We start from the raw sequence: 22,039 nt of genomic DNA, 5'->3' as shown, positions 1-22,039 counted from the left end.
TCGCCGTATAATTTTTCACCTTGCGGGTATGTGAGTATTCTAACATTCACCCGCACTCACACTTCGACATTCATCACAGTTAATGAAAACTGCATACAAATTTGCATTACTGTAATGAGATCCACTTCAAATTTCAGTCCTGAAATAGCTGACTAAAGCAGCAATCACCCGCTTCCGATCAATAGCTTCAGCGTAATGACTTCCTACAATCTGCCCATCATCCGCAGAATAATAAGGAAGCGACTATGTCCACCTCCGGTCTCGATGCTATGCAACAACGTTGCCAGCAAATTGTGACAAGCCCGGTACTGACGCCTGAGCAAAAACGCCATTTTCTGGCGCTGGAAGCGGAAAACAATCTGCCCTATCCCGGTCTGCCACACGCGGCGCGTGCAGCGCTGGATGACGGGTTTATCTGCGATATGTTTGAAGGTCATGCGCCTTTCAAACCGCGCTACGTTCTGCCTGATTACGCCAAATTTCTGGCGAACGGGTCAGAATGGCTAGAGCTCGAAGGCGCAAAAGATCTTGATGATGCGCTTTCGCTCCTGACCATTCTTTATCACCATGTTCCTTCCGTCACATCGATGCCGGTGTTTCTGGGCCACCTCGATGCACTGTTGCAACCTTATGTTAGAATTCTAACACAAGAAGAAATCGAAAGCAGAATAAAACGCTTCTGGCGTTACCTGGACAGAACGCTGCCAGACGCCTTTATGCATGCCAATATCGGTCCAGGAGATTCCCCTGTCACACGCGCCATTTTACGCGCAGATGCAGAACTGAAGCAGGTTGCACCGAATATCACCTTTATTTACGACCCAAAAATCACGCCGGACGATCTGCTCCTGGAAGTGGCTAAAAATATTTGTGAGTGCAGTAAACCGCATATTTCTAACGGCCCGATGAATGATAGAATTTTCACAAAAGGCGGTTTTGGCGTCGTCAGTTGCTACAACTCGCTACCGTTGGCCGGCGGTGGCAGCACCCTGGTACGTCTGAATCTGAAAGCCATCGCCGAGCACAGCGAGTCCGTGGCGGATTTCTTTGACCGCACCCTGCCGCATTACTGTCAGCAGCAAATCACCATCATCGATGCCCGCTGTGATTTTCTGTATGAACAATCCGGCTTCTTTGAGAATAGCTTTTTGGTGAAAGAGGGGCTGATCGATGCGGAGCGTTTTGTGCCGATGTTTGGCATGTACGGTCTGGCAGAGGCGGTAAATACGCTGTGTGAGAAATCGGGTTACCCAGGACGTTACGGGAAAGATGAGCAAGCCAATGCGCTGGGCTATCGTATCAGCGAACAGCTCGCCCACTTTGTCGAGAATACGCCGGTAAAACACGGCTGGAAGCAGCGCGCCATGCTGCATGCCCAGTCTGGCATCAGCTCTGATTCCGGCACCACGCCGGGCGCACGATTGCCGTACGGCGATGAGCCCGATCCGATCAGCCATTTGCTCGCCGTCGCGCCGCATCACAAACACTACCCTTCCGGGATCAGCGATATTTTGACACTGGACGAAACCATCAAACGTAATCCGCAGGCCGTTGTTCAGCTGTGTCTCGGCGCGTTTAACGCCGGGATGCGCGAGTTTACCGCTAACGTTGCCGGAAACGATCTGGTGCGCGTCACGGGCTATATGGTGCGTCTGTCGGATCTGGAAAAATATCGCGCCGAAGGGTCACGCATCAATACCACCTGGCTTGGCGAGGAGGCCGCGCGCAATACCCGTATCCTGGAACGTCAGCCACGCGTGATAAGCCATGAACAGCAGATGCGCTTTAGTTAGTCAGGTTATTCCTTTCTCCTGCGTGGATGGGCCGGGCAGCCGCCTGGCCCTTTTCCTGCAGGGCTGCAACCTGCGCTGTAAAACCTGCCACAACCCGTGGACGATCGGTCGCTGCAATGACTGCGGCGACTGCGTACTCCATTGCCCGCACGATGCGCTGAACATTCAAGCCGGACGCGTCTGGTGGCAGGAAAGCGACTGTCAGAAATGCGATACCTGTTTGCGCATGTGTCCACAGCAGGCCACGCCCATGGCGCAGCGCTTAAGCGTTGACGACGTGATTGGCCACATCCGCAAAGTCGCCCCCTTTATCGAAGGGATCACCGTCAGCGGCGGGGAAGCGACGACTCAACTGCCGTTTTTGGTGGCGCTGTTTAGCGCCGTCAAAGCCGACTCCTCGCTAGAGCATCTCACCTGTCTGGTCGACAGCAACGGCTTACTGAGTGAAACCGGCTGGCAAAAACTGCTTCCCGTTTTTGATGGCGCAATGCTGGATCTGAAAGCCTGGAACAATGAGCATCATCGCTTTCTGACCGGGCGCGAGAATCCGCAGATCAAACACAGCATCCGCTGGCTGGCACATCATCAACGGTTAGCTGAGCTGCGCCTGCTGATGATCCCCGATCGTTGTGATTATCTGGAACATCTGGGTGCTTTGACGGCCTTTATCCGATCGCTGGGTTCTGTCCCGGTGCGAATCAACGCGTTTCATGCGCATGGCGTGTATGGCGAAGCGGCATCGTGGCGCAGCGCCACGGCTGACGATGTGGAACCGCTGGCGCTGGCATTAGAAAAACATCGGATCACAGTGATCCGCCCAGCGCTTTATTTATAGTGTGATCCCAAAGAGATCGTGAGTATTTCGTAACAGCGCATCTGCGATAACATCTGCTGGCTCGTCGCGGAGTTCGCATAATGTCGCAAAAACGCGTGCGGCCTGCTCCGGACGGTTGGGCTCTCCCTGAAAACCATTGAGCGGCATATCAGGCGCGTCGGTTTCCAGAAGCAACGATGAAAGCGGCAATTGCGTCATCACATCACGGGTTTTACTGGCGCGCGGATAGGTGATCATTCCGCCCACGCCGATTTTATAACCCAGCTCAATAAAGCGCTGCGCCTGCTGAAGGCTTCCGGCGAAACCATGCACCACGCCGGTTCGCGGTAGATCGTGACGTTTGAGATGCATCGCCAGCTTATCGTGAGTGCGCCGCGAATGCAGAATCACCGGTAAATTATGGTGTCTGGCCAGTTTAAGCTGCGCATCCAGGATCGTCTGCTGGCGTTCAAACTGCGGATCGTCACGATACAGATCCAAACCGATCTCCCCTATCGCCACCAGTTTCTTGCTTTCGGATCGCAGTTTGTCCTCAAGCACCTCAATGTGTGCGTCCAGATGCTTTTCGATCACAATCGGATGCAGACCCAAAGCAGCGTACAGCGCGGTATGCGTCCCAGCCAGATCGAGTACCCGATCGAAATGTGCGGCTTCGATCGCCGGGACGATTATCGCCTGGACACCTGCATCCGCCGCTTGCTGAATGCTTTGCGCTTCATGGCCGGTAAACGGCGGAAAATCAAAGTGGCAATGAGTATCAACAAAGCGAAAAGTCACGCCAGATCCTCATTTTCAAAAGTGGTGTCGTTGGCATGAGGAGCGTCAATCAGCGGCGTAGCCACAACATCATTCGCGACAGCAGCAGGCGGAACCACGAACGTTGGCGGCGTGATGATCCTTTTATGCCGCCGTATTGGTGGCTGTTCAGCCAGCATTTTTCCGACCGTCGCCAGGAAATAACGCCCGCAAAGTCGTCCTGTTTTGTAATCATCGCGAAGGGATGGCAGACGGCTTCCCAGCGCCATGCTCAGGAGCGGTTTTGGCGGGTAGATTTCAAAAATACGCAGCTTGCCGGGCGGTTTCTCGATAAAACGCTGCATCGCGCTGTAGCTGGATTCATGCTGATGCGCAATGTTCACCAGCGACTGCAGGCTGCTGTCGCCCAGCCAGCGCTCCATCCGTTTAAACCACTGCGGGGTGTAGTACATCTGTGACGGCACGGTGCGGATCACCACGATCGTTTTCGCACCGCGACGGGCGGCCTCCTGAACGGGGACCGCATCACTGATCCCGCCATCAAGATATGGAATACCATCGAGCGCAGCGGCAGTACGGTAAAAACCAGGTATCGCACTCGAGGCACGAATAATATCCAGCCAGTTCTCCTTTTGTGGCGAGAAATAACCCGGCGTGTAGTCGTCGCCCCGGCTGGCACACATCCAAAACTCTTTGCCCGTATCGAACAGGCGCGCAGCAGTATCCATCTCCAGCGGCATCTTGCTGGCGGTGGAATCTAACAGCCAGTCCAGATCGATAAGGTTGCCGCCGCGGACAAAGCGAATCGGATTAAAAAAATCGCGTGAAGTGGTGTAGCGCATGATCACTTTGCGGGCGTAACCGGGCTGGTTGCAGACGTAGGCGGAGAGATTCTGTGCGCCGGCGGACGTGCCAAAGAATTGGTCGAACGGGTTAAATTGCGCGCGCATAAATTCATCCAGCACGCCAGCCGTGAAGATTCCTCGCTGTCCACCGCCTTCACACACGATTGCGAGCTGGCCGGGACGAAAGGGTTTTAACGCTAGCGGCGCTATATTACCGAGCGTAACGGGAATTCTTTGTCCCACTGCTGCATTCCTGTTCTGATTTTTATCATAAGGACACAGTAGCGCATTCTGTACCCCTTACTCAAACCAGAAAAAGCCAGTCACAAGGACTGGCTTGGATGTGGGTGTCGATTGTCGCTTCGCGTATCGACGGGCGTGTTGCGCTCAGCTAGGGACGACGGCGTCCGGTAAACAGGCTGACCAGGAACAGGACAATACCGACAACGAAGACAAGTTTAGCGGCCCATGCGGCTGTACCAGCCAGACCACCAAAGCCCAGAGCAGCGGCAATTAACGCGATAACCAGAAATATGATGCCCCAACGAAACATAGAACTCTCCTTTACCATAGTTAATATCGGCCGCTTAATGTGGGCGCTCAGGACGCCCACCGGCGTTCAGCCAAATGTTGTTTTTATTTCGCTTTCAGATCGTTTTTAACGCTTTTCACGCCATCAACGGCTTTAGCGATAGTTTCGGCACGCTCAACCTGCGCCTGTGAATCAACCGTACCGGAGAGCTGCACCACACCATCGGTGGTTTCCACTTTCACTTTACGTGACGGCACGATGTCATCTGCTAATAGTTTAGCTTTGATTTCGCTAGTGGTTGCCGTATCGCCTGCATAGCCTTTCACAGACTGATCTTTGGCATCACGTACGTGCAGTTTGTCGCTGACTGAGGTTACACCCTCAACGCCTTTCGCCACGGTGACCGCTTTTTCAGCTTGCGCCTGGCTTTCGACAAAGCCACTTAACGTGACCACTTTCTTGTCCGTTTTCACGGAAATGTCGGTGCTCTTGATGTTTTCATCATCCACCAGAGCGGCTTTCACTTTTGCTGTGATAGAGCTGTCATCCATGAAATTACCGACTTTATTCATAGAGCTATCGATTTTTTGCCCTGCGGAATCAGCGGTGGATTGCGCTTTATCCGTGGCGGTGGTTTCTGCCAGTGCAGAACCGCTTACCAGGATGCTACCCAAAGTGACTGCCAGCAGAGTTTTAGAAATCTTCAGTCTTGTCATATTCATCGATGTATTCCTGTAGTTTGCTCGTAATTTGAGCGTCAAACATCCCTTGGACTAGTTATTAATTTTGCGATTAAACACACGGTCGGGATGAGAGGCTTATCAACACGCATTGAACAGAGCTTTCATCCGCGCCCGGTGCTAAACACTGAGTTAAATATAGATCACAATTTGAGGGCTGCTTTCGGAAACGGCGAAATAATGAGCGATAGAGATAAAAAAGCGATGAATTAAGAAAATTCCGCAAGGGATTAATAAAGCAGGGAATTAAGAAGAGCGCGGCGATCGCCGCGCTCTGAGATAGGATTAGTGCTCGCGCGTTTTGCGGAACTGAACGTCCGGGTAACGCTCCTGAGTGAGGTTCAGGTTAACCATGGTCGGCGCGATGTAGGTGAGATTATCACCGCCATCCAGTGCCAGCTGGATTTCATTCTTACGCTTAAATTCTTCGAATTTTTTCACGTCAGAACATTCAACCCAGCGTGCTGTCGCAACGTTCACCGATTCGTAAATCGCCTCAACGTTGTACTCGCTTTTCAGGCGCGCAACGACCACGTCAAACTGAAGTACACCCACAGCGCCCACGATCAGATCGTTGTTCGAAATAGGACGGAAGACCTGCACCGCGCCCTCTTCGGACAGCTGAACCAGACCTTTCAGCAGCTGTTTTTGCTTCAGCGGATCGCGCAAGCGAATACGGCGGAACAGTTCCGGGGCGAAGTTCGGGATACCCGTAAACTTCATCATTTCGCCCTGAGTGAATGTATCGCCGATCTGGATCGTGCCGTGGTTGTGCAGACCAATGATATCGCCCGGATAAGCTTCTTCGACGTGGGAACGGTCACCCGCCATAAAGGTCAACGCGTCGGAGATCACAACGTCTTTGCCGATACGCACCTGGCGCAGCTTCATGCCTTTTTCATACTGACCTGAAACCACACGCAGGAACGCGACGCGGTCGCGGTGTTTCGGGTCCATGTTGGCCTGAATCTTAAAGACAAAACCGGTGAACTTCTCTTCAGAAGCTTCAACCAGGCGGGTATCGGTTTTACGCGGCATCGGCTGCGGTGCCCACTCGATCAAGCCGTCGAGCATATGGTCAACGCCAAAGTTACCCAGCGCAGTACCAAAGAAGACAGGCGTGATTTCACCGGCCAGGAATAACTCGTGGTCAAATTCGTGCGACGCGCCTTTCACCAGCTCCAGCTCATCACGCAACTGCACCGCCAGCTCTTCGCCGACAGCCGTTTCCAGTTCAGGGTTATCCAGGCCTTTTACGATGCGAACTTCCTGAATGGTGTGACCTTTACCGGTCTGGTAGAGATACACTTCGTCTTTATAAAGGTGGTAAACGCCCTTAAACAGCTTGCCGCAGCCAATCGGCCAGGTGATAGGCGCGCAGGCGATTTTCAGCTCACGCTCCACTTCGTCCATCACTTCCATCGGGTCACGGATGTCACGGTCAAGTTTGTTCATAAACGTGAGGATCGGCGTGTCGCGCAGACGGGTGACTTCCATCAGCTTACGGGTACGATCTTCTACCCCTTTTGCGGCGTCGATCACCATCAAACAGCAGTCAACCGCCGTCAAGGTACGGTAGGTATCTTCAGAAAAGTCTTCGTGGCCCGGGGTGTCCAGCAGGTTCACCAGGCAGTCGTGATACGGGAACTGCATCACGGACGTGGTAATCGAAATACCACGCTGCTTTTCCATCTCCATCCAGTCCGATTTCGCGTGCTGGCTTGAACCACGGCCTTTTACCGTACCGGCAGTTTGAATCGCCTGTCCGAATAAAAGCACCTTTTCGGTGATGGTCGTTTTACCGGCATCCGGGTGAGAGATAATGGCAAAAGTACGGCGCTTCGCCACCTCTTGCAGATAAGGGGACAACGTCATAATTGAATCTTCTTATATAAGCGCGGCAGTTGGCCACGCATCATGGAATACGAAATTGCGGCTATTTTACCCATCAACGGGGGGCAGGCAATCATTGTTTACACAGGAGTTGCTCCAGTTCGTTCAATGATGTGACGGTCCAGGTCGGATGAATGCCGTCTGGTAAGTCGCGGCTATGAGCATTAAGCCAGACAGTTGCAAGACCAGACTTCATGCCGCCCAGAATATCTGACTCGGCGGTGTCGCCCACCATCAGCACGCGTTCACGATCGGGGTGACCCGCTTGTTCCAGCGCATAATCAAAAATGCGCGGATCCGGTTTGGGTACACCCACCTGTTCGGAAATCACTAACGCATCAAAATGATCGCGCAGACCGGTGCGCTCAAGGCGGATCTGCTGCAAGGCGGTAAACCCGTTGGTGATGATCCCAAGCTTCGCTTTGCCTTTCAGTGCATTAAGCAACGACACCGCACCCGGTAAAGGCGCACAGATCTCTGCCATCGCATTCAGAAAGGCTTCATTGAGCGAGCCGGGATTCACGTTCAAACGCTCCGACCAGCTTTGAAAGCGCTGATGCTGAAGCTGCAACGCGGTGATGGTTCCGTTCTGGTAATCCACCCACAGCGGCTTATTCACCGCCTGATAGTCCTGAAAATCCTCAGCGGTAAAGGTAACGCTATAATCCAAAAACATCCGCTGTAGACCGCCAAACGAATCAAACGTAAACAGCGTTTCGTCGGCGTCAAAGAAAATCCAGTCCCATTTCATCGTTACAACCTTTTTTATCCAATCGGCAGAGCCATGATGATGGCGTCTTCGCGCCCGTCTGCAGTGGGGTAATAATTACGGCGAATCGTCGCCTCGTTAAAGCCTAAGCTTTCGTAGAGCGCAATGGCGGCGGTATTCGACGCGCGCACCTCAAGCCAAAGCGTGAAAACGTCCCGCGCTTCCAGCTCGCGAATCAAAAATTCAAGCAGTTCTCTGCCCAAACCTCGGCGCTGAAAAGCCGGATCGACAGCGATATTAAACAGCGTTGCCTCATCCAGAACGACCTGCGTAATGGCAAACGCAGCCATCTCGCCGTCAACATCCATACGGAGATTGAGATAACGCTCGCCCTGATTGCTGGCAAAGGTTTTTTCGCTCCACGGGAAAGCGTGGGCGCGTGTTTCAATCGCAAACGCCGATGCGAGATCAGTCGTCGTGAGGGAAGAAATCGTGTTCATATTCGCAGATTTGTTGCCATAGAGCGCTTCGCGCTGCTGGGTTTGCTTTTAGTTCTTCCAGGGTTGGCGAAGAGAGCCGGCCGCCACGAAACGTAAGCGCTTCTTCTACGCCTAACTGCCAGAAATTACAGTGACTTTCGGCGGGTAACATGGCGACACGATCGGGCGTGAGTTGCAACACCTGATCCTGGCTCACTTTCAGCGTGCGCAACACATCATTGATCAGCGTTTCATTCAATGCGGGCAATGCTTCTGCCACCATAACCAGACGAACATGCGCAGGAATTGAGATAGCAATTTCGCCCTGCAACGCCGTCGGGCGACGCAGAGCCCACTGGGTAATGCCCAGTTGCTGTAACTGCCAGTCTCGTCGGGATGTCATAGCGAAAACTCCTGTCTGTCAGGCGCGCAAATATAGCAAATATGTCGTATCTGCGCCATCAACCAACTATACTCGCCGCCATAGTTTATTGAGGAACAATTCATGTCTGCATTTACCCCGGCAAGTGAAGTCTTGCTGCGCCACAGTGATGATTTCGAACAAAGCCGTATTCTTTTTGCCGGAGATATGCAGGATGACCTGCCTGGCCGTTTCGAGTGCGCCGCTAGCCGCGCCCATACTCAGCAATACCACCATTGGCAGCTTTTGAGCCGTCAGATGGAAGACCGCGTGCGCTTCAGCCTGGTGGCTGAGCAAAGCGACGTGGCCGACTGCGACACCCTGATTTACTACTGGCCAAAGAACAAGCCAGAAGCCCAGTTCCAACTGATGAACCTGCTGTCCATGATGCCAGTAGGCTGCGATATTTTTGTTGTGGGTGAAAACCGCAGCGGCGTGCGCAGCGCAGAGTCTATGCTGGCGGAATACGCGACGCTGAACAAAATCGACAGCGCTCGCCGCTGTGGTCTGTACCATGGTCGCCTGGACAAACAGCCGACCTTTGATGCGGAAAAATATTGGGGCGAGTATCAGCTTGATGGGCTGACGATCAAAACCCTCCCAGGCGTATTCAGCCGTGACGGTCTGGACGTGGGCAGCCAACTGCTGCTTTCCACTTTCACGCCACACACCAAAGGGAAAGTCCTTGATGTGGGCTGTGGCGCAGGCGTGCTCTCCGCCGTGCTGGCAAGCCATTCACCGAAAGTCCGACTAACCTTGAGCGATGTGAGTGCGCCTGCTGTTGAAGCCAGCCGCGCGACTATCGCCGCTAACGGACTGGAAGGTGACGTTTTCGCCAGCAACGTGTTCTCTGAAGTCACTGGCCGTTTTGATATTATTATCTCCAACCCACCGTTCCACGACGGAATGGAAACCAGCCTCGAAGCCGCACAGACCTTGATTCGTGGGGCCGTCCGTCATCTTGGTAGCGGTGGTGAACTGCGTATCGTTGCAAACGCCTTCCTGCCTTATCCTAAGCTTTTGGATGAGATTTTCGGCTTCCACGAAGTACTGGCACAGACCGGTCGCTTTAAGGTTTATCGTACCGTGATGACGCGTCAGGCGAAAAAGTAATCGCCATCAGCCCGGTAGCGTAATTTCTGCCGGGCAACGTAAATGTCCATTTTTGCAGCAAATAAAACGCCCTACACAATTTTCTATTGACGAAATGCTGAAAACATCTAGAATGCGCCTCCGTGGTTGCAATACTTTTTAAGTATTGATGGTATGCGACGGTGGCGGAATTGGTAGACGCGCTAGCTTCAGGTGTTAGTGTCTTTACGGACGTGGGGGTTCAAGTCCCCCCCCTCGCACCAAAAACCATGTAGATATTGTTCTCACCGGGCGACGGTGGCGGAATTGGTAGACGCGCTAGCTTCAGGTGTTAGTGTTCTTACGGACGTGGGGGTTCAAGTCCCCCCCCTCGCACCAACGAGGCAATATCAAAAAATAAGATAACAGTGCGAAGGTGGCGGAATTGGTAGACGCGCTAGCTTCAGGTGTTAGTGTTCTTACGGACGTGGGGGTTCAAGTCCCCCTCTTCGCACCACTTATCTTATCTCCTTCCTGATTTATCTCTGCTTTCTCAATCATTTTAAACTCATCGTTATTACCAGCATTGCGCCAATCAGCGCGACACATGACGGCAACAGTACAAAGTGGCGTAATTGCTTATGCCAAATCATTGCTGACGTGACCAACAAGCCCGAGACAATGATCATTTTCCAGACGTCTAATGAGAGGTCGGCAAAGGTCAGTCCAGCGATCAGTAGACCCGGCAGCAGCACACCCCATCCACTTCCCAGCGCTTTACTCAACATGGTTTACCCTCTCAACATGATAATGATAACCAATATCATATGATAGCTTTTCGCATTTGTCAGTATATGTCGCCACAATCTCATCACCTTTACCTTTCCTGTAATGACAGGAAATGAGGAAGGTGATAAATTGCACACCTGTTAACTACACATAACTATTTCCTGATTATTAAGTTCCTGATTATTTCTCAGTTTTATATTCAAATCGGCTGCCATTATATTGATTTAATTAAGTATTAATAAAAACATACCGACATGACATCACAATCCTGGCGTTCCTTACGCCACAAGAAATATCAGTTATCTTTACGTTTATTTTTATTCCTGAACGCCGTTTCAGCCCTTTTTACGCTGCTGAACCCGCTGTACAACGTGCGTATGCTGACGCTTCCTGTCGCGTTGATTTTTACGCTCAGTGTGACATTGCTTATCTGGCACTGGAGAAATAAAACCAGGAAGATCAATATTCCGCTGATTTCACTGACCTTTGGTGGAATATGGGCGTGGCATATTGCCTATAAATTTACGCTGGTCACGGAAGATCCTTTTACCTTTCTTTTATTAGGCTTATTGAGCGTTCTATTTATTGGCTCACTGGCTTTCGCGAGTGATATCAAAGCATTTACGCTCCATTCGCTGCCGACTTTTGTCGTTTGCATGTGGTTTAGCCAGCATGAGCACTGGTTGCGAGTCATTTACTCTCTCGCTCTCCCGATGGCTGGGATTGCCATCCATCACGTCATTCAAAAGCGCAACGACCGCTTTGCACAACAGTTGCTGTATCGGCTGCTTGAGGAGCGTGAAACGCTCAACGACCTGAGCATGATGGACCCGCTGACAGGTCTGTATAACCGACGTGGATTGAATAACCGCCTGGAAAATCTCCCAACGCTGGAACAGGGAGAACACTTCGTCCTGCTGCTGGATATTGACCATTTCAAGGCCTACAACGATCACTACGGTCATATGATGGGCGATCAGGCGCTGATTCGGGTTTCCGCCGCCATCCGTGATGCCGTTCGCTCGCGGGATATCGTTGCGCGCTTTGGCGGAGAAGAATTTATGGTGTTGTTAACCAGCGTCACCCTTGAGCAAGCACGCCAGACCGCAGAACGTATTCGTCAGAAAGTCTACGATCTTAAAATCCCACACATGTTTAACGAGAGCGTGGCAACTAACGTCACCATCAGTATTGGTATCGCTATTTTTGAAGGCGAAGATATCGAAGGTGCGCTCGGTAAAGCAGATAAAGCGCTGTACGAAGCCAAACACCGAGGGCGCAACAATATCCTTATTAGCCCTGAGCTACTCGCTGGATAAGCTCTACCCCCCATTGTAATGACAAAAGGCTTGCGATCGGTTTTGTCTATAGTTAGGATTGGCAATCATTATCATTTAGATTTCTATCCTATTCCGATATGGCCACTCATTCCGCACAAGTCGTTGATTCCATCATCTGGCGAGCCCGTCTTACCAGCGGGAGCACTGCGCTTGCGGATTCGATTCGGGAGACGATTACAGAAAATCGTGCCTACCTGCTGGATTTCATCAAATTCGATGAGCCCCACCCGCATCAGGCAATGACACTCTCGCAATGGCAACGTCCGTCCGAGATACAATCCTTGCTCGCGGCATATTCCGATCATATTTACCGAAATCAGCCCACCCTTGCGCGGGAAAATAAGCCATTACTTTCTCTGTGGGCACAATGGTATATCGGTTTAATGGTGCCGCCGCTAATGCAGGCGTTGTTAACTCAGGACATCGCACTGGATTTATCCCCGGAGCATTTCCATGTCGAGTTCCACGAGACGGGCCGAGCGGCGTGTTTCTGGATTGATGTTCATGAGGATCGCGTAGCGACTTTGCAATCGCCGCAGGAACGAATGGAGACGTTGCTAAAGCAAGCGCTTATTCCCGTCGTCGACGCGCTGGAAAAGACCGGTGAGATCAACGGAAAACTCATCTGGAGCAATACCGGTTATTTGATTCACTGGTATCTGAACGAGATGAAACCGTTACTGGGGGATGAAACCCTCGACACGCTCCGCCAGTCCTGTTTTTTTGCAAAGCAGTTGTCAGATGGACGGGATAATCCCCTGTTCCGCACAGTCGTTCCACGCGATGGACTGCTTGTGCGTCGTACTTGCTGTCAGCGCTATCGCCTGCCAGATGTTCAGCAGTGCGGCGACTGCACGCTAAAATAGTGCGTACAGCCTGACGCTTTCTCCCCGCGGAAGAAGCCAAAAGAGTCAAAACGGCAACCTTGGTTGCCGTTTTGCTTTTCACTACGCTACTTGCTGACTTTCTTCATCTGCGCGCTGAGCTTCCTCTGCTTCTTGCTGCAGAAGTTGCTTCTCGTACACTTTGAAGAACGGGTAATAGATAATTCCCGAGACTAACGCCAGCAGAATGACCAGCAGCGCCGCACGGAAATCCCAACCCAACGCCCACGCAGCGCCCACCGGAGCCGGAGCGGTCCATGGCACAACGGAAATAACACGACCAATAAGATCCAGCTTCATGGCTGCCCAGGCGAGCACGGCGTTAACCATGGGTGCCAGCAGGAATGGAATAAAGAACACCGGGTTCATCACAATCGGTGTACCAAAAATAACCGGTTCGTTGATGTTGAAAATACTCGGCACGACGCTCAGACGACCAATGGAACGCAGATGCGCAGAACGACTGCGCAAGTAACATAAGACCAGACCCATTGTCGCGCCCGAGCCGCCAATGACGATGAAGAATGTCCAGAACGCTTCCATGAAGATATGCGGCAGTGGCGCGCTTTGCGCCAGCGCAGACTGGTTCATGCCGAGGTTGGTCAGCCAGAACATTTGCAGCATCCCGGAGACAATCGCCGCGCCGTGTATTCCGGCAAACCACAGTAAATGCGCGATCAGCACCGCCAGCAGAATGGCAGGCAGAGAATCCGCTGCGGAAACCAACGGCTTGAAGATAGACATGATGGCTTGCGGAATGAGCATATCAAACTGAGACTGGATAAAGAGGCTCAGGGGGTAAAGCGTCAGGACGACAACCAGCACAGGAATCAGAAGATCAAATGAATTTTTGATCATCGGCGGAACCTGATCCGGAAGACGGATGCCAATATTATGCGCTTTCAGGAAACGCATCATTTCGACGCAATAAATCGCCACCAGAATCGCTGTAAAAATCCCGGTCCCGCCCAGGCTGTCAACCGGCATCGCCCCTTTTGTTTTCGGCGCAGCAACCAGTAAAAATGCCATTAAGGACAGCATCGCGCACATAAACGGGTCAAGCTGATGTGACTTAACGTAGTGCTTGCCCAGGTTATACGCGATCGCCGCACAGATATAGATGGACATGATGCCCATGGTCATATCAAACGGGGTGAGGATTTGCCCTTCGAACTGCTTCGCCATATCCAGCCACGCACGCGCAAAGCCCCAGGTGGTGTCCGGTGAGAACGGCGGGTAAGCAAAGACTAATAAGAATGAACCGACAATCATGAACGGCATCGCAGAAATAAATCCATCGCGAATGGCCATAACATGACGCTGGGAGGAGATCCGCCCGGCAATGGGACTGACATAGTTTTCGACAAATCGGAATATCAAATTAAACGCAGCATGGTTGGCAGACATAATGGTTCTCCTGTCAGATGATCAGTTCCGACGCAGACGCGTCATACGGTGTTCCATACATCATTTTCACCACCTTGCTGGGTCATGAACCAGCGGCAAAACAGGGACAGATCGTTTCATGATTGACTCTTATTATTGGATACAGGGGACGTTACACAGTCAGTATTAATCTCTCTTTCTCGCTCTGCAACCGGTTACTGTAACCGGTTTCCGTGATTGTGAAGGCGATCCAGAAATCGGGAGTCAGGGATATTTGTTACTTAAGAGATATTTACAGAGCATAATTTCTTATGACAGATTACGCAGGATAATTGTCAGGAGATAACAATGAGTTTGCAGTCCGTACAGCAATTTTTTGCTGACAATGCCCCAGATATTGATGTCATTGAGTTGAGTCAGAGCACGGCCACTGTTGCGTTGGCTGCCGCCGCCCATCACGTTGAACCGGGTCAAATCGCCAAGACGTTATCGCTCAAAGTAAAAAATGAGGTGATTCTGGTCGTGGCGAAAGGCGATGCACGCCTGGATAACAAAAAGCTGAAAGACACTTTTGGCGCAAAAGCGCGAATGCTCAGCAGCGATGAAGTGGTGACATTAACCGGGCACCCTGTTGGGGGTGTCTGTCCCTTTGGGCTAGAAAATCCTCTGTCCGTTTTTTGTGACATCTCGCTCAAGCAATACGACGAAGTCCTGCCCGCTGCCGGGTCAATCCGCAGTGCCGTGCGCATTAAGCCTGAACGAATGGCTGAACTCACGTCGGCTAAATGGGTTGATGTTTGCATTTGAATCGTTGCGCCAGAAATCTGGCGCAGGGCGATTTCCGGTTTTGCACTATGAGTAAAATGGTGCAACCCACAAGGCGAACCGTGGCTTAACCATTGGCAGATTCCTGAGAATGTCCGCCGCAGCGAGAAGTCCAACGTCAGAATTCACGCCCAGTTTCAGCATCGCGTTGTATTTGTGCGCACGGATAGTTTTGATATTGCGCTCTAGCTGTTCCGCAATTTCGGGTATGGAAAGACCCGACGACATGTATCGTAAAACCGTTCGTTCGGTTGGACTTAACATCCGGGTATGGCAACCATGCCAGTGGGTAAACGCATTGCTGTTCACCTGTCCCGTTTCACTCAGCAAAGTGATGAGCTGCCTTCTCAGATCGACCAGTGACGAAGACTTGCTAATAATGCCGTGAAGACGAGAAGGTGAAAGCTGGCCGATCAATCTAGCCTCAACCTCATCGCCCGCCAGGATAATGCGCTGTATCGCGCCATGTTTAAACGCAAGCTCGCGCATATAAACCAGACAATTCCGTCGCTCTTCGCGGGCGTCTGACAGCGAATAGATCACCGAAAAAAAGGAATATACGTAAGAGCAGTATTAAAACTGTCGAAATTCTTAAACAGATGCAACTGATATGGCCGAAATGAAACCGTCGTAAAAAAATGTTCCAGACCAATAGCACTCATATCACAGGGTTCTATGACTGCAATGTGTCTTCTTGCGATATTTGTTTCCATTCCTTTGGTTCTCCATAGGCTGAAATTAAGTTTAACTCTCTCATTCCTTGTGAACTGTTGATCCATGAGTACATTTCAGCATTACCGTGCAGCGATAACCGGCGCATCGCACTATTTTTCTGAGCACTGATCGTCTTGTTACTTTTATTCAATAAGGACGCAATTTGATTAATACCCCAACCTTTACCCAGAAGACGTAATACCTGACGCTCAGAAAGCGTCAATGTTACGGCTCGCTCAGGCTCTTTGTTCAACGCCTGTGGCTCGGGAAGTAACAAGGCCTGACTTATCCGCTCAGCACGTTCGCGGCCCGCACAGAGGGCGTTAATCACTCCTTCAACCGGCCCCATATCTGAAAGGAGAGTGCTCTGCGGACACATCAGCAACTCAATCGCCAGGGGGTAGAGAGGTCGAGAGATTAAAAATATCCAGTGAATGTCCTTATACTGACTCATTAATAAATAATATTGTTCAAGCGCACCACGAGGATTAAAGTATTCGCCTGAGATATCGGCAATGACGACGGCAGTTCTTTTAACCTGCAAGCTTGTCAGTTCATCCTGAGTTCGACAATATGTCGCTTCGTATTCAGGAAAATGCCTTGCCATCATGCATCCCAACCCCATTTGCACCATGGGAATTTTACTAATCACAATTGCAAACTTGCCCTTCACCGATGACATAGATTCTCCGATTCCTTTCTTCATCTATTATAAAGATATTTAAAGTCCAATTTTAGATACAAGTAACATACTTAAATCGAAATAACAGCAGAGATTATATTAACAAGGTATTCAGTCATCATGAAACCTAAACTCAATATTAATATAGTACAAAAATCGCATAATTTAATAGCCTAAACATGAAATATCAACAACGGTTTACGAATTAAGAAATGATATATTCATGCCTTTATTATTCACAGAATATATAAAACCTGTTTTGCCCCTTATCACTGATTGAACAAATGTTGATCTGACTCAGAGCCAGAGCGCCCGGGGTTTGTGCTAAAAATAGACATTCCAGACAATCTGGCAGTTCTCATTTTTCAGGGTTTCAAATGCAGGCAGATCAGTCGTCACAACGCGCCGTCACGCGGCTTTGTATTCAGTGCGGTCTCTTTCTATTGCAACATGGCGCGGAAAGCGCGCTGGTCGAAGAACTCTCCACACGGCTGGGACTCGCGCTCGGAATGGACAGCGTCGAGAGCTCCATCTCTTCAAATGCTATTGTGCTAACAACCATAAAAGATGGGCAGTGCCTCACTTCAACGCGTAAAAACCAGGACCGTGGCATTAACATGCACGTGGTGACGGAAGTTCAGCACATCGTGATCATGGCTGAGCATAAGCTGCTGGACCTGAATACGGTCGAAAAACGTTTTCATCAGATCAAACCCCTGCGTTATCCGCGCTGGTTAGTGGTCGTGATGGTGGGCCTTTCCTGCGCCTGCTTTTGCAAACTCAATAATGGCGGCTGGGACGGCGCAGTCGTGACATTTTTCGCCAGCGCTATCGCGATGTATGTTCGCCAGCTTCTCACCCAGCGACATATGCATCCGCAGATCAACTTTTGTATCGCCGCGTTTGTCGCCACAACTGTCTCCGGTTTACTGTTGCGCCTGCCCATGTTTGCCAACACACCCACCGTCGCGATGGCAGCCAGCGTGCTGCTCCTGGTACCAGGATTCCCGTTAATTAACTCCGTTGCAGACATGTTCAAAGGGCATATCAATACGGGCCTGGCACGCTGGGCGATTGCCAGTTTACTGACTCTTGCCACCTGCATCGGCGTGGTGATGGCAATGACGCTGTGGGGGCTGCGCGGATGGGCATAATCGAGTTTCTGTTAGCCTTGGCACAAGACATGGCTCTGTCCGCCATTCCCGCCGTGGGGTTTGCCATGGTCTTCAACGTGCCGCATCGCGCCCTTCGCTGGTGTGCATTGTTAGGTGCCATCGGCCACGGGTCGCGGATGGTGATGATGACCGCCGGGTTTAACATTGAATGGTCAACGTTCATGGCTTCTATGCTAGTCGGCTGCATCGGTATTCAGTGGTCACGTTGGTATCTGGCGCATCCAAAAGTCTTCACCGTTGCCGCGGTGATCCCCATGTTCCCCGGTATTTCGGCTTATACCGCGATGATCTCGGCGGTAAAAATTAGCCATTTTGGCTACAGCGAACCGCAAATGATTCTTCTGCTGAGCAACTTCCTGAAAGCCTCATCAATCGTCGGCGCGCTCTCCATTGGCCTGTCGATACCCGGTTTGTGGCTGTACCGTAAACGCCCACGCGTTTGAGATTTGTGTTATCGCGCTGCGATGGTGATAATCCCTGCATTCTGTTTGGCAATGTAAGGAGAGGAAGTGGCTAACCCTGGCAGCGAATTCCCCGATCATAATGACGATTCCAGTTTGAAGGACAAAATTTTTCAAAGCGCGATCGCCCTGTTTGCTGAATACGGGCTGAACGGCGCACGCATGGAACAAATTGCCGAGAAAGCCGGTACCACTAAGCGCATGGTGGTTTATCACTATAAAACAAAAGAAAATCTGTATCTTCAGGCGCTCGAATACGTTTATACCCAGATACGCGCCAGCGAAAAACAGCTCAGTCTGGCGGTCTTACCGCCGGTTGAAGCGCTGGTGCATTTGGTAGAAGCGACATTTGATTATCATGCCGACCACCCCGATTACATCCGAATTATTTGCATGGAGAATATGCAGCGCGGCCGCTTCATGCAGCAGTCCAACTATTTGCGTCAGGTTAACCGCAGCGCGCTGGATTTACTCGAAGCGATCCTGCGTCGTGGAAAAGAAAAACAGCTTTTTAATCAAACCGTTGATGCCCGTGATTTACACCGCCTGATCAGCAGTTTCAGCTTTCACTACGTCGCCAACAGTTACACCTTCACGCTGCTGTTTGAAGACGGCGCAGATGAGCAGGCGCAACGTCAGCACTATCGCAAAATGGCCGTTCAGGTCGCATTACGCTACACCTGCCCATAAAATCGCTTGCAATTAAATCGCGCACTACCTATATTAAATTCATGAACACGAAAAAGACCGACACCACCGCTGCGCTGTTGCTGGATAACCAGCTCTGTTTTGCCCTTTACTCGGCAAACCTGGCGCTCAATAAGCTGTACCGGCAACTGCTGGCACCGCTTAACCTGACCTACCCCCAGTATCTTGTGATGCTGATTTTGTGGGAGCAGGATGACATCACGGTGTCGGAAATTGGCGAACGTCTGTTTCTGGATTCCGCAACGCTTACCCCGCTGCTGAAGCGACTGGAAAGCGCCGGTTTGATTGTACGCCAGCGTTCACGTCAGGATGAACGTCAGGTCGCCGTCACGCTGAGTGATGACGGCCGCGCGCTGCAACAGCAGGCGCAGGATATTCCTCAGGCTGTTGGCTGCGCCGCGCAATGCGATACCGAAACCTTGGTCGCACTTAAGCAACAGCTTGAGCAACTGCGCCAGCAACTCCATCGCGCCTGAAGCTATAGTTAATATGTATTGATTTGACCATGTATATCGCACGCTATTTAATAGCACACATAAAAGTAAGATGAGGAATCTGCCATGTCTTTAGAAAAAGTTGTTTATACCGCCAAAGCCAAAGCCACCGGAGGCCGTGATGGCCGTGCGACCTCTTCTGACGGCGTACTGGACGTTAAGCTGGGCGTACCAAAAGAGATGGGAGGCATGGGGGGTGAAGTCACTAACCCAGAGCAGCTGTTTGCTGCGGGCTATTCTGCCTGCTTCTTGGGCGCAATGAAGTTCGTCTCTAACCGTGACAAAATTGCCCTGCCAAAAGATGCCTTTATCGAAGGCGAAGTGGGTATCGGGCCACTGCCAACTGGTTTTGGTATCGAAGCCAAACTGAATATTCACGTTGAAGGTATGGATCCAGCAGAAGCCAAAAAACTGGTTGATGCGGCACACATCGTTTGCCCTTACTCCAACGCAACCCGTGGCAATATCGACGTCACACTGAATATTATCGCGTAATTCCAGTTCACTACCCTCTCCTCTCTGGAGAGGGTAAAACCCCCGCACGATCCCCTGCTTCGCCCTTCTTCTCTGTGCTACCATAAGCCCATATCACGCCCGCAGTCATTCAGTAGAGAAAGTGTATGTCCTCCAGAATTTTGACCACCAGCGTCGCTGGAATTGATGCCTTTATGCGCGATCCCCGCGGCGTACTGAATAACGCCGAAGGCGGCACTATCGCCGTATTTGCCGACAATGCACCGGCTTTTTATGCGATCACGCCCGATCGTCTGGCCCAGCTTTTGGAAATCGAAGCGCGCCTGTCGCGCCCAGCGAGCGACGTCGCTCTGGATACACAATTCTTCGAAGAACCCGCCAGTGCGCCCGTCGCGATCCCTATGGGGAAATTCGCCATGTACGCAGGCTGGCAGCCCGATGCTGATTTCCAGCGGCTGGCAGGTCTGTGGGGCATCGCGCTCGCTCAGCCCGTGACGCCAGAAGAATTGGCTGCATTCGTGACTTATTGGCAGGCAGAAGGCAAAGTGTTTCACCATGTACAGTGGCAGCAAAAGTTAGCCCGTAGCGTGCAGATGAATCGCGCCAGTAACGGCGGGCAGCCAAAACGCGATATCAATGCAATTTCTGAACCGGATAATACTATTCCACCTGGATTTAGAGGATGAATATGAAAAATGTCGGCGAGCTAATGAAGCGTCTGCAAAAAATGATGCCAGCCAATGTAAAGCCCGCTTTTACCACCGGCGAAGAGCTCCTGGCATGGCAGAAAGAACAGGGTGAGATCCGCGCTGCTGCACTGGCCCGCGAAAACCGCGCGATGAAAATGCAGCGAACGTTTAACCGCTCTGGAATCCGCCCGCTCCATCAGAACTGTTCTTTTGAAAATTATACAGTTGAAAGCGATGGCCAATTAAATGCTCTAGAAAGAGCTAAGCAATATGTTGAGGGCTTTGAAGATAACATTGCGAGCTTTATCTTTACAGGAAAGCCAGGAACGGGCAAAAACCATCTTGCAGCTGCAATATGCAATGCCTTGTTATTACAAGGAAAATCAGTATTAATAATTACCGTTGCGGATATTATGTCTGCGATGAAAGATACTTTTAATAACAAACAGTTGAGTGAAGAACAGTTGCTTACTGATCTAAGTAACGTCGATTTACTTGTTATTGATGAAATTGGTGTTCAGACTGAATCTAAATATGAAAAAGTGATAATTAATCAAATAGTTGATCGTAGATCATCCTCTAAACGTCCTACAGGTATGCTTACGAATTACACTCTTCAAGAGATGAGCCAACTTTTAGGTGAGCGTGTGATGGATAGGATGCGTCTAGGTTCTAGCTTGTGGGTTAATTTTAACTGGGGCAGTTATCGCAGCCGCGTAACGGGCAAAGAGTATTAAGATATTTCCAGGAATGGCGCGCCCTTCAGCGGTATATACTGGTGCCCATTCCAGCCCAACCGGGGCCATTCTCGAGTCAATATCATGAAAAAAAATCTTCTTCTCAGCACTGCTCTCGGCGTCGCTCTGCTCACTGGCGCAGCACACGCCGCCTCATGGCAGGACTCTTTATCCAGCGCAGCCAACGAGCTGACCAAAGGCAGCAACTCTGAAAGCGGTGGCCTTTCGGCGTCATCTCTGACCAGCCTGTTAGGTAACAGCAATCAGAGCCTGAGCGCAGGCACCATGAACAATGCGGCGGGTATTCTCGGCTATTGTGCAAAAGAGAAACTGGCATCGGTGACGGATACCCAGAACATTAAAAACCAGGTTCTGGGCAAACTGGGCATGGATACCCAAGAACAGAAACAAGACACGAACTACATGGATGGAATCCAGGGCCTGCTCAATGCGCAGAACGGCGAGCAGCTGAATCTGAGCACCTTGGGTGACTCCGCGCTGGCGAAAAAGGTGAAAACCAAAGCCTGCGATCTGGTGCTAAAACAAGGCGTTAATTTCCTCTCCTGATCCATCCCATTTTCTGCCAAAACACGCCGCGTTTGCCAGG

25 protein-coding genes, 3 tRNA genes and 1 pseudogene are annotated in these 22,039 nt (G+C 51.1%); 17 read left to right on the top strand and 12 right to left on the bottom strand.

Features of this window, described 5'->3' with window-relative positions:
- Positions 1-245 precede the first annotated feature (245 nt).
- Complete coding sequence (locus AC07RN_RS12025) at positions 246-1,793, top strand: YjjI family glycine radical enzyme (RefSeq protein WP_478336461.1); 1,548 nt, start codon at positions 246-248, stop codon at positions 1,791-1,793.
- Complete coding sequence (locus AC07RN_RS12020) at positions 1,768-2,628, top strand: YjjW family glycine radical enzyme activase (RefSeq protein WP_235134693.1); 861 nt, start codon at positions 1,768-1,770, stop codon at positions 2,626-2,628. The genes AC07RN_RS12025 and AC07RN_RS12020 overlap by 26 nt, the downstream gene beginning before the upstream one ends.
- On the opposite strand, the gene AC07RN_RS12015 is transcribed toward AC07RN_RS12020, so the two are convergent.
- From AC07RN_RS12015 to AC07RN_RS11980, 8 genes are all read right to left on the bottom strand, one after another.
- Positions 2,623-3,405, bottom strand: coding sequence for a TatD family hydrolase (locus AC07RN_RS12015; protein ID WP_478336460.1), 783 nt, complete (start codon positions 3,403-3,405; stop codon positions 2,623-2,625). The two genes, AC07RN_RS12020 and AC07RN_RS12015, sit on opposite strands and share 6 nt — an antisense overlap.
- Complete coding sequence (locus AC07RN_RS12010) at positions 3,402-4,472, bottom strand: patatin-like phospholipase family protein (protein ID WP_478336459.1); 1,071 nt, start codon at positions 4,470-4,472, stop codon at positions 3,402-3,404. The genes AC07RN_RS12015 and AC07RN_RS12010 overlap by 4 nt, the downstream gene beginning before the upstream one ends.
- 148 nt (positions 4,473-4,620) lie before the next feature.
- Positions 4,621-4,782, bottom strand: coding sequence for a DUF1328 domain-containing protein (locus AC07RN_RS12005; RefSeq protein WP_012015946.1), 162 nt, complete (start codon positions 4,780-4,782; stop codon positions 4,621-4,623).
- 83 nt (positions 4,783-4,865) lie between these two features.
- Positions 4,866-5,483, bottom strand: a complete 618-nt coding sequence (osmY, locus tag AC07RN_RS12000; protein ID WP_012015945.1) for a molecular chaperone OsmY — start codon at positions 5,481-5,483, stop codon at positions 4,866-4,868.
- A gap of 303 nt (positions 5,484-5,786) precedes the next feature.
- Positions 5,787-7,376, bottom strand: coding sequence for a peptide chain release factor 3 (gene prfC, locus AC07RN_RS11995; protein ID WP_012015944.1), 1,590 nt, complete (start codon positions 7,374-7,376; stop codon positions 5,787-5,789).
- Between the two features lie 91 nt (positions 7,377-7,467).
- Complete coding sequence (gene yjjG, locus AC07RN_RS11990) at positions 7,468-8,145, bottom strand: pyrimidine 5'-nucleotidase (RefSeq protein WP_478336458.1); 678 nt, start codon at positions 8,143-8,145, stop codon at positions 7,468-7,470.
- 14 nt (positions 8,146-8,159) lie between these two features.
- The gene (gene rimI / locus AC07RN_RS11985) at positions 8,160-8,603 is read right to left on the bottom strand and encodes a ribosomal protein S18-alanine N-acetyltransferase (protein WP_449554750.1); all 444 of its coding nucleotides are present in this window, start codon (positions 8,601-8,603) and stop codon (positions 8,160-8,162) included.
- Positions 8,572-8,985: a DNA polymerase III subunit psi gene (locus AC07RN_RS11980; protein WP_235134688.1), complete on the bottom strand. Its 414-nt coding sequence runs from the start codon at positions 8,983-8,985 to the stop codon at positions 8,572-8,574. Before AC07RN_RS11980 ends, rimI begins: the two co-directional genes overlap by 32 nt.
- A 102-nt stretch (positions 8,986-9,087) precedes the next feature.
- Between AC07RN_RS11980 and rsmC the strand changes: the two genes are divergently transcribed.
- The 4 genes from rsmC to AC07RN_RS11960 all read left to right on the top strand — a co-directional run bounded on the left by rsmC (position 9,088) and on the right by AC07RN_RS11960 (position 10,591).
- Positions 9,088-10,116, top strand: coding sequence for a 16S rRNA (guanine(1207)-N(2))-methyltransferase RsmC (gene rsmC / locus AC07RN_RS11975; RefSeq protein WP_478336457.1), 1,029 nt, complete (start codon positions 9,088-9,090; stop codon positions 10,114-10,116).
- 155 nt (positions 10,117-10,271) lie between these two features.
- Positions 10,272-10,358 (top strand) — tRNA-Leu (locus tag AC07RN_RS11970).
- Between the two features lie 28 nt (positions 10,359-10,386).
- Positions 10,387-10,473: transfer RNA gene (locus tag AC07RN_RS11965), tRNA-Leu, on the top strand.
- Positions 10,474-10,504: 31 nt separating this feature from the next.
- A tRNA-Leu gene (locus tag AC07RN_RS11960) sits at positions 10,505-10,591 on the top strand.
- Between the two features lie 40 nt (positions 10,592-10,631).
- Here AC07RN_RS11960 and AC07RN_RS11955 read toward each other — a convergent pair.
- On the bottom strand, positions 10,632-10,862 hold the full coding sequence (locus tag AC07RN_RS11955) for a DUF1435 domain-containing protein (RefSeq protein ID WP_407436902.1): 231 nt from the start codon (positions 10,860-10,862) through the stop codon (positions 10,632-10,634).
- A gap of 255 nt (positions 10,863-11,117) precedes the next feature.
- On the opposite strand from AC07RN_RS11955, the gene AC07RN_RS11950 reads away from it, so the two are divergent.
- Positions 11,118-12,182, top strand: a complete 1,065-nt coding sequence (locus AC07RN_RS11950; protein WP_478336456.1) for a GGDEF domain-containing protein — start codon at positions 11,118-11,120, stop codon at positions 12,180-12,182.
- Between the two features lie 98 nt (positions 12,183-12,280).
- Positions 12,281-13,069 carry a siderophore-iron reductase FhuF gene (gene fhuF, locus AC07RN_RS11945; RefSeq protein ID WP_478336455.1) on the top strand — a complete coding sequence of 263 codons (789 nt, stop codon included), beginning with the start codon at positions 12,281-12,283 and terminating at the stop codon, positions 13,067-13,069.
- A gap of 81 nt (positions 13,070-13,150) precedes the next feature.
- On the opposite strand, the gene AC07RN_RS11940 is transcribed toward fhuF, so the two are convergent.
- Positions 13,151-14,494: a PTS cellobiose transporter subunit IIC gene (locus AC07RN_RS11940; protein ID WP_012015936.1), complete on the bottom strand. Its 1,344-nt coding sequence runs from the start codon at positions 14,492-14,494 to the stop codon at positions 13,151-13,153.
- A 327-nt stretch (positions 14,495-14,821) separates the two neighbouring features.
- On the opposite strand from AC07RN_RS11940, the gene AC07RN_RS11935 reads away from it, so the two are divergent.
- Positions 14,822-15,280, top strand: a complete 459-nt coding sequence (locus AC07RN_RS11935; RefSeq protein WP_012015935.1) for a YbaK/EbsC family protein — start codon at positions 14,822-14,824, stop codon at positions 15,278-15,280.
- Between the two features lie 45 nt (positions 15,281-15,325).
- Here the strand turns inward: AC07RN_RS11935 and bglJ are convergent.
- Positions 15,326-15,960 (bottom strand): annotated as a pseudogene (gene bglJ / locus AC07RN_RS11930) (DNA-binding transcriptional activator BglJ).
- 11 nt (positions 15,961-15,971) lie between these two features.
- Complete coding sequence (locus tag AC07RN_RS11925) at positions 15,972-16,694, bottom strand: LuxR C-terminal-related transcriptional regulator (protein WP_478336454.1); 723 nt, start codon at positions 16,692-16,694, stop codon at positions 15,972-15,974.
- A gap of 377 nt (positions 16,695-17,071) precedes the next feature.
- Between AC07RN_RS11925 and AC07RN_RS11920 the strand changes: the two genes are divergently transcribed.
- From AC07RN_RS11920 to AC07RN_RS11885, 8 genes are all read left to right on the top strand, one after another.
- On the top strand, positions 17,072-17,848 hold the full coding sequence (locus AC07RN_RS11920; protein ID WP_478336453.1) for a threonine/serine exporter family protein: 777 nt from the start codon (positions 17,072-17,074) through the stop codon (positions 17,846-17,848).
- The gene (locus AC07RN_RS11915; protein ID WP_012015931.1) at positions 17,839-18,312 is read left to right on the top strand and encodes a threonine/serine exporter; all 474 of its coding nucleotides are present in this window, start codon (positions 17,839-17,841) and stop codon (positions 18,310-18,312) included. Before AC07RN_RS11920 ends, AC07RN_RS11915 begins: the two co-directional genes overlap by 10 nt.
- Before the next feature lie 66 nt (positions 18,313-18,378).
- A complete protein-coding gene (locus tag AC07RN_RS11910; protein WP_478336452.1) occupies positions 18,379-19,020 on the top strand; it encodes a TetR family transcriptional regulator in 642 nt (213 codons plus the stop codon).
- Positions 19,021-19,061: 41 nt separating this feature from the next.
- Entirely contained in the window at positions 19,062-19,514 is a 453-nt protein-coding gene (locus AC07RN_RS11905) for a MarR family winged helix-turn-helix transcriptional regulator (protein WP_235134680.1), read from the top strand.
- Between the two features lie 84 nt (positions 19,515-19,598).
- Positions 19,599-20,027, top strand: coding sequence for an organic hydroperoxide resistance protein (locus AC07RN_RS11900; RefSeq protein ID WP_012015928.1), 429 nt, complete (start codon positions 19,599-19,601; stop codon positions 20,025-20,027).
- A 125-nt stretch (positions 20,028-20,152) separates the two neighbouring features.
- Positions 20,153-20,692: a primosomal protein DnaT gene (dnaT, locus tag AC07RN_RS11895; RefSeq protein WP_478336451.1), complete on the top strand. Its 540-nt coding sequence runs from the start codon at positions 20,153-20,155 to the stop codon at positions 20,690-20,692.
- A 2-nt stretch (positions 20,693-20,694) separates the two neighbouring features.
- Complete coding sequence (gene dnaC / locus AC07RN_RS11890; RefSeq protein WP_478336552.1) at positions 20,695-21,432, top strand: DNA replication protein DnaC; 738 nt, start codon at positions 20,695-20,697, stop codon at positions 21,430-21,432.
- 84 nt (positions 21,433-21,516) lie between these two features.
- Entirely contained in the window at positions 21,517-21,999 is a 483-nt protein-coding gene (locus tag AC07RN_RS11885; protein ID WP_449554758.1) for a YjjA family protein, read from the top strand.
- Positions 22,000-22,039: the final 40 nt, after the last annotated feature.

It is taken from the genome of Lelliottia sp. GFLA7 (assembly GCF_056490165.1).
This window is presented reverse-complemented; position numbering and strand designations above follow the sequence as displayed.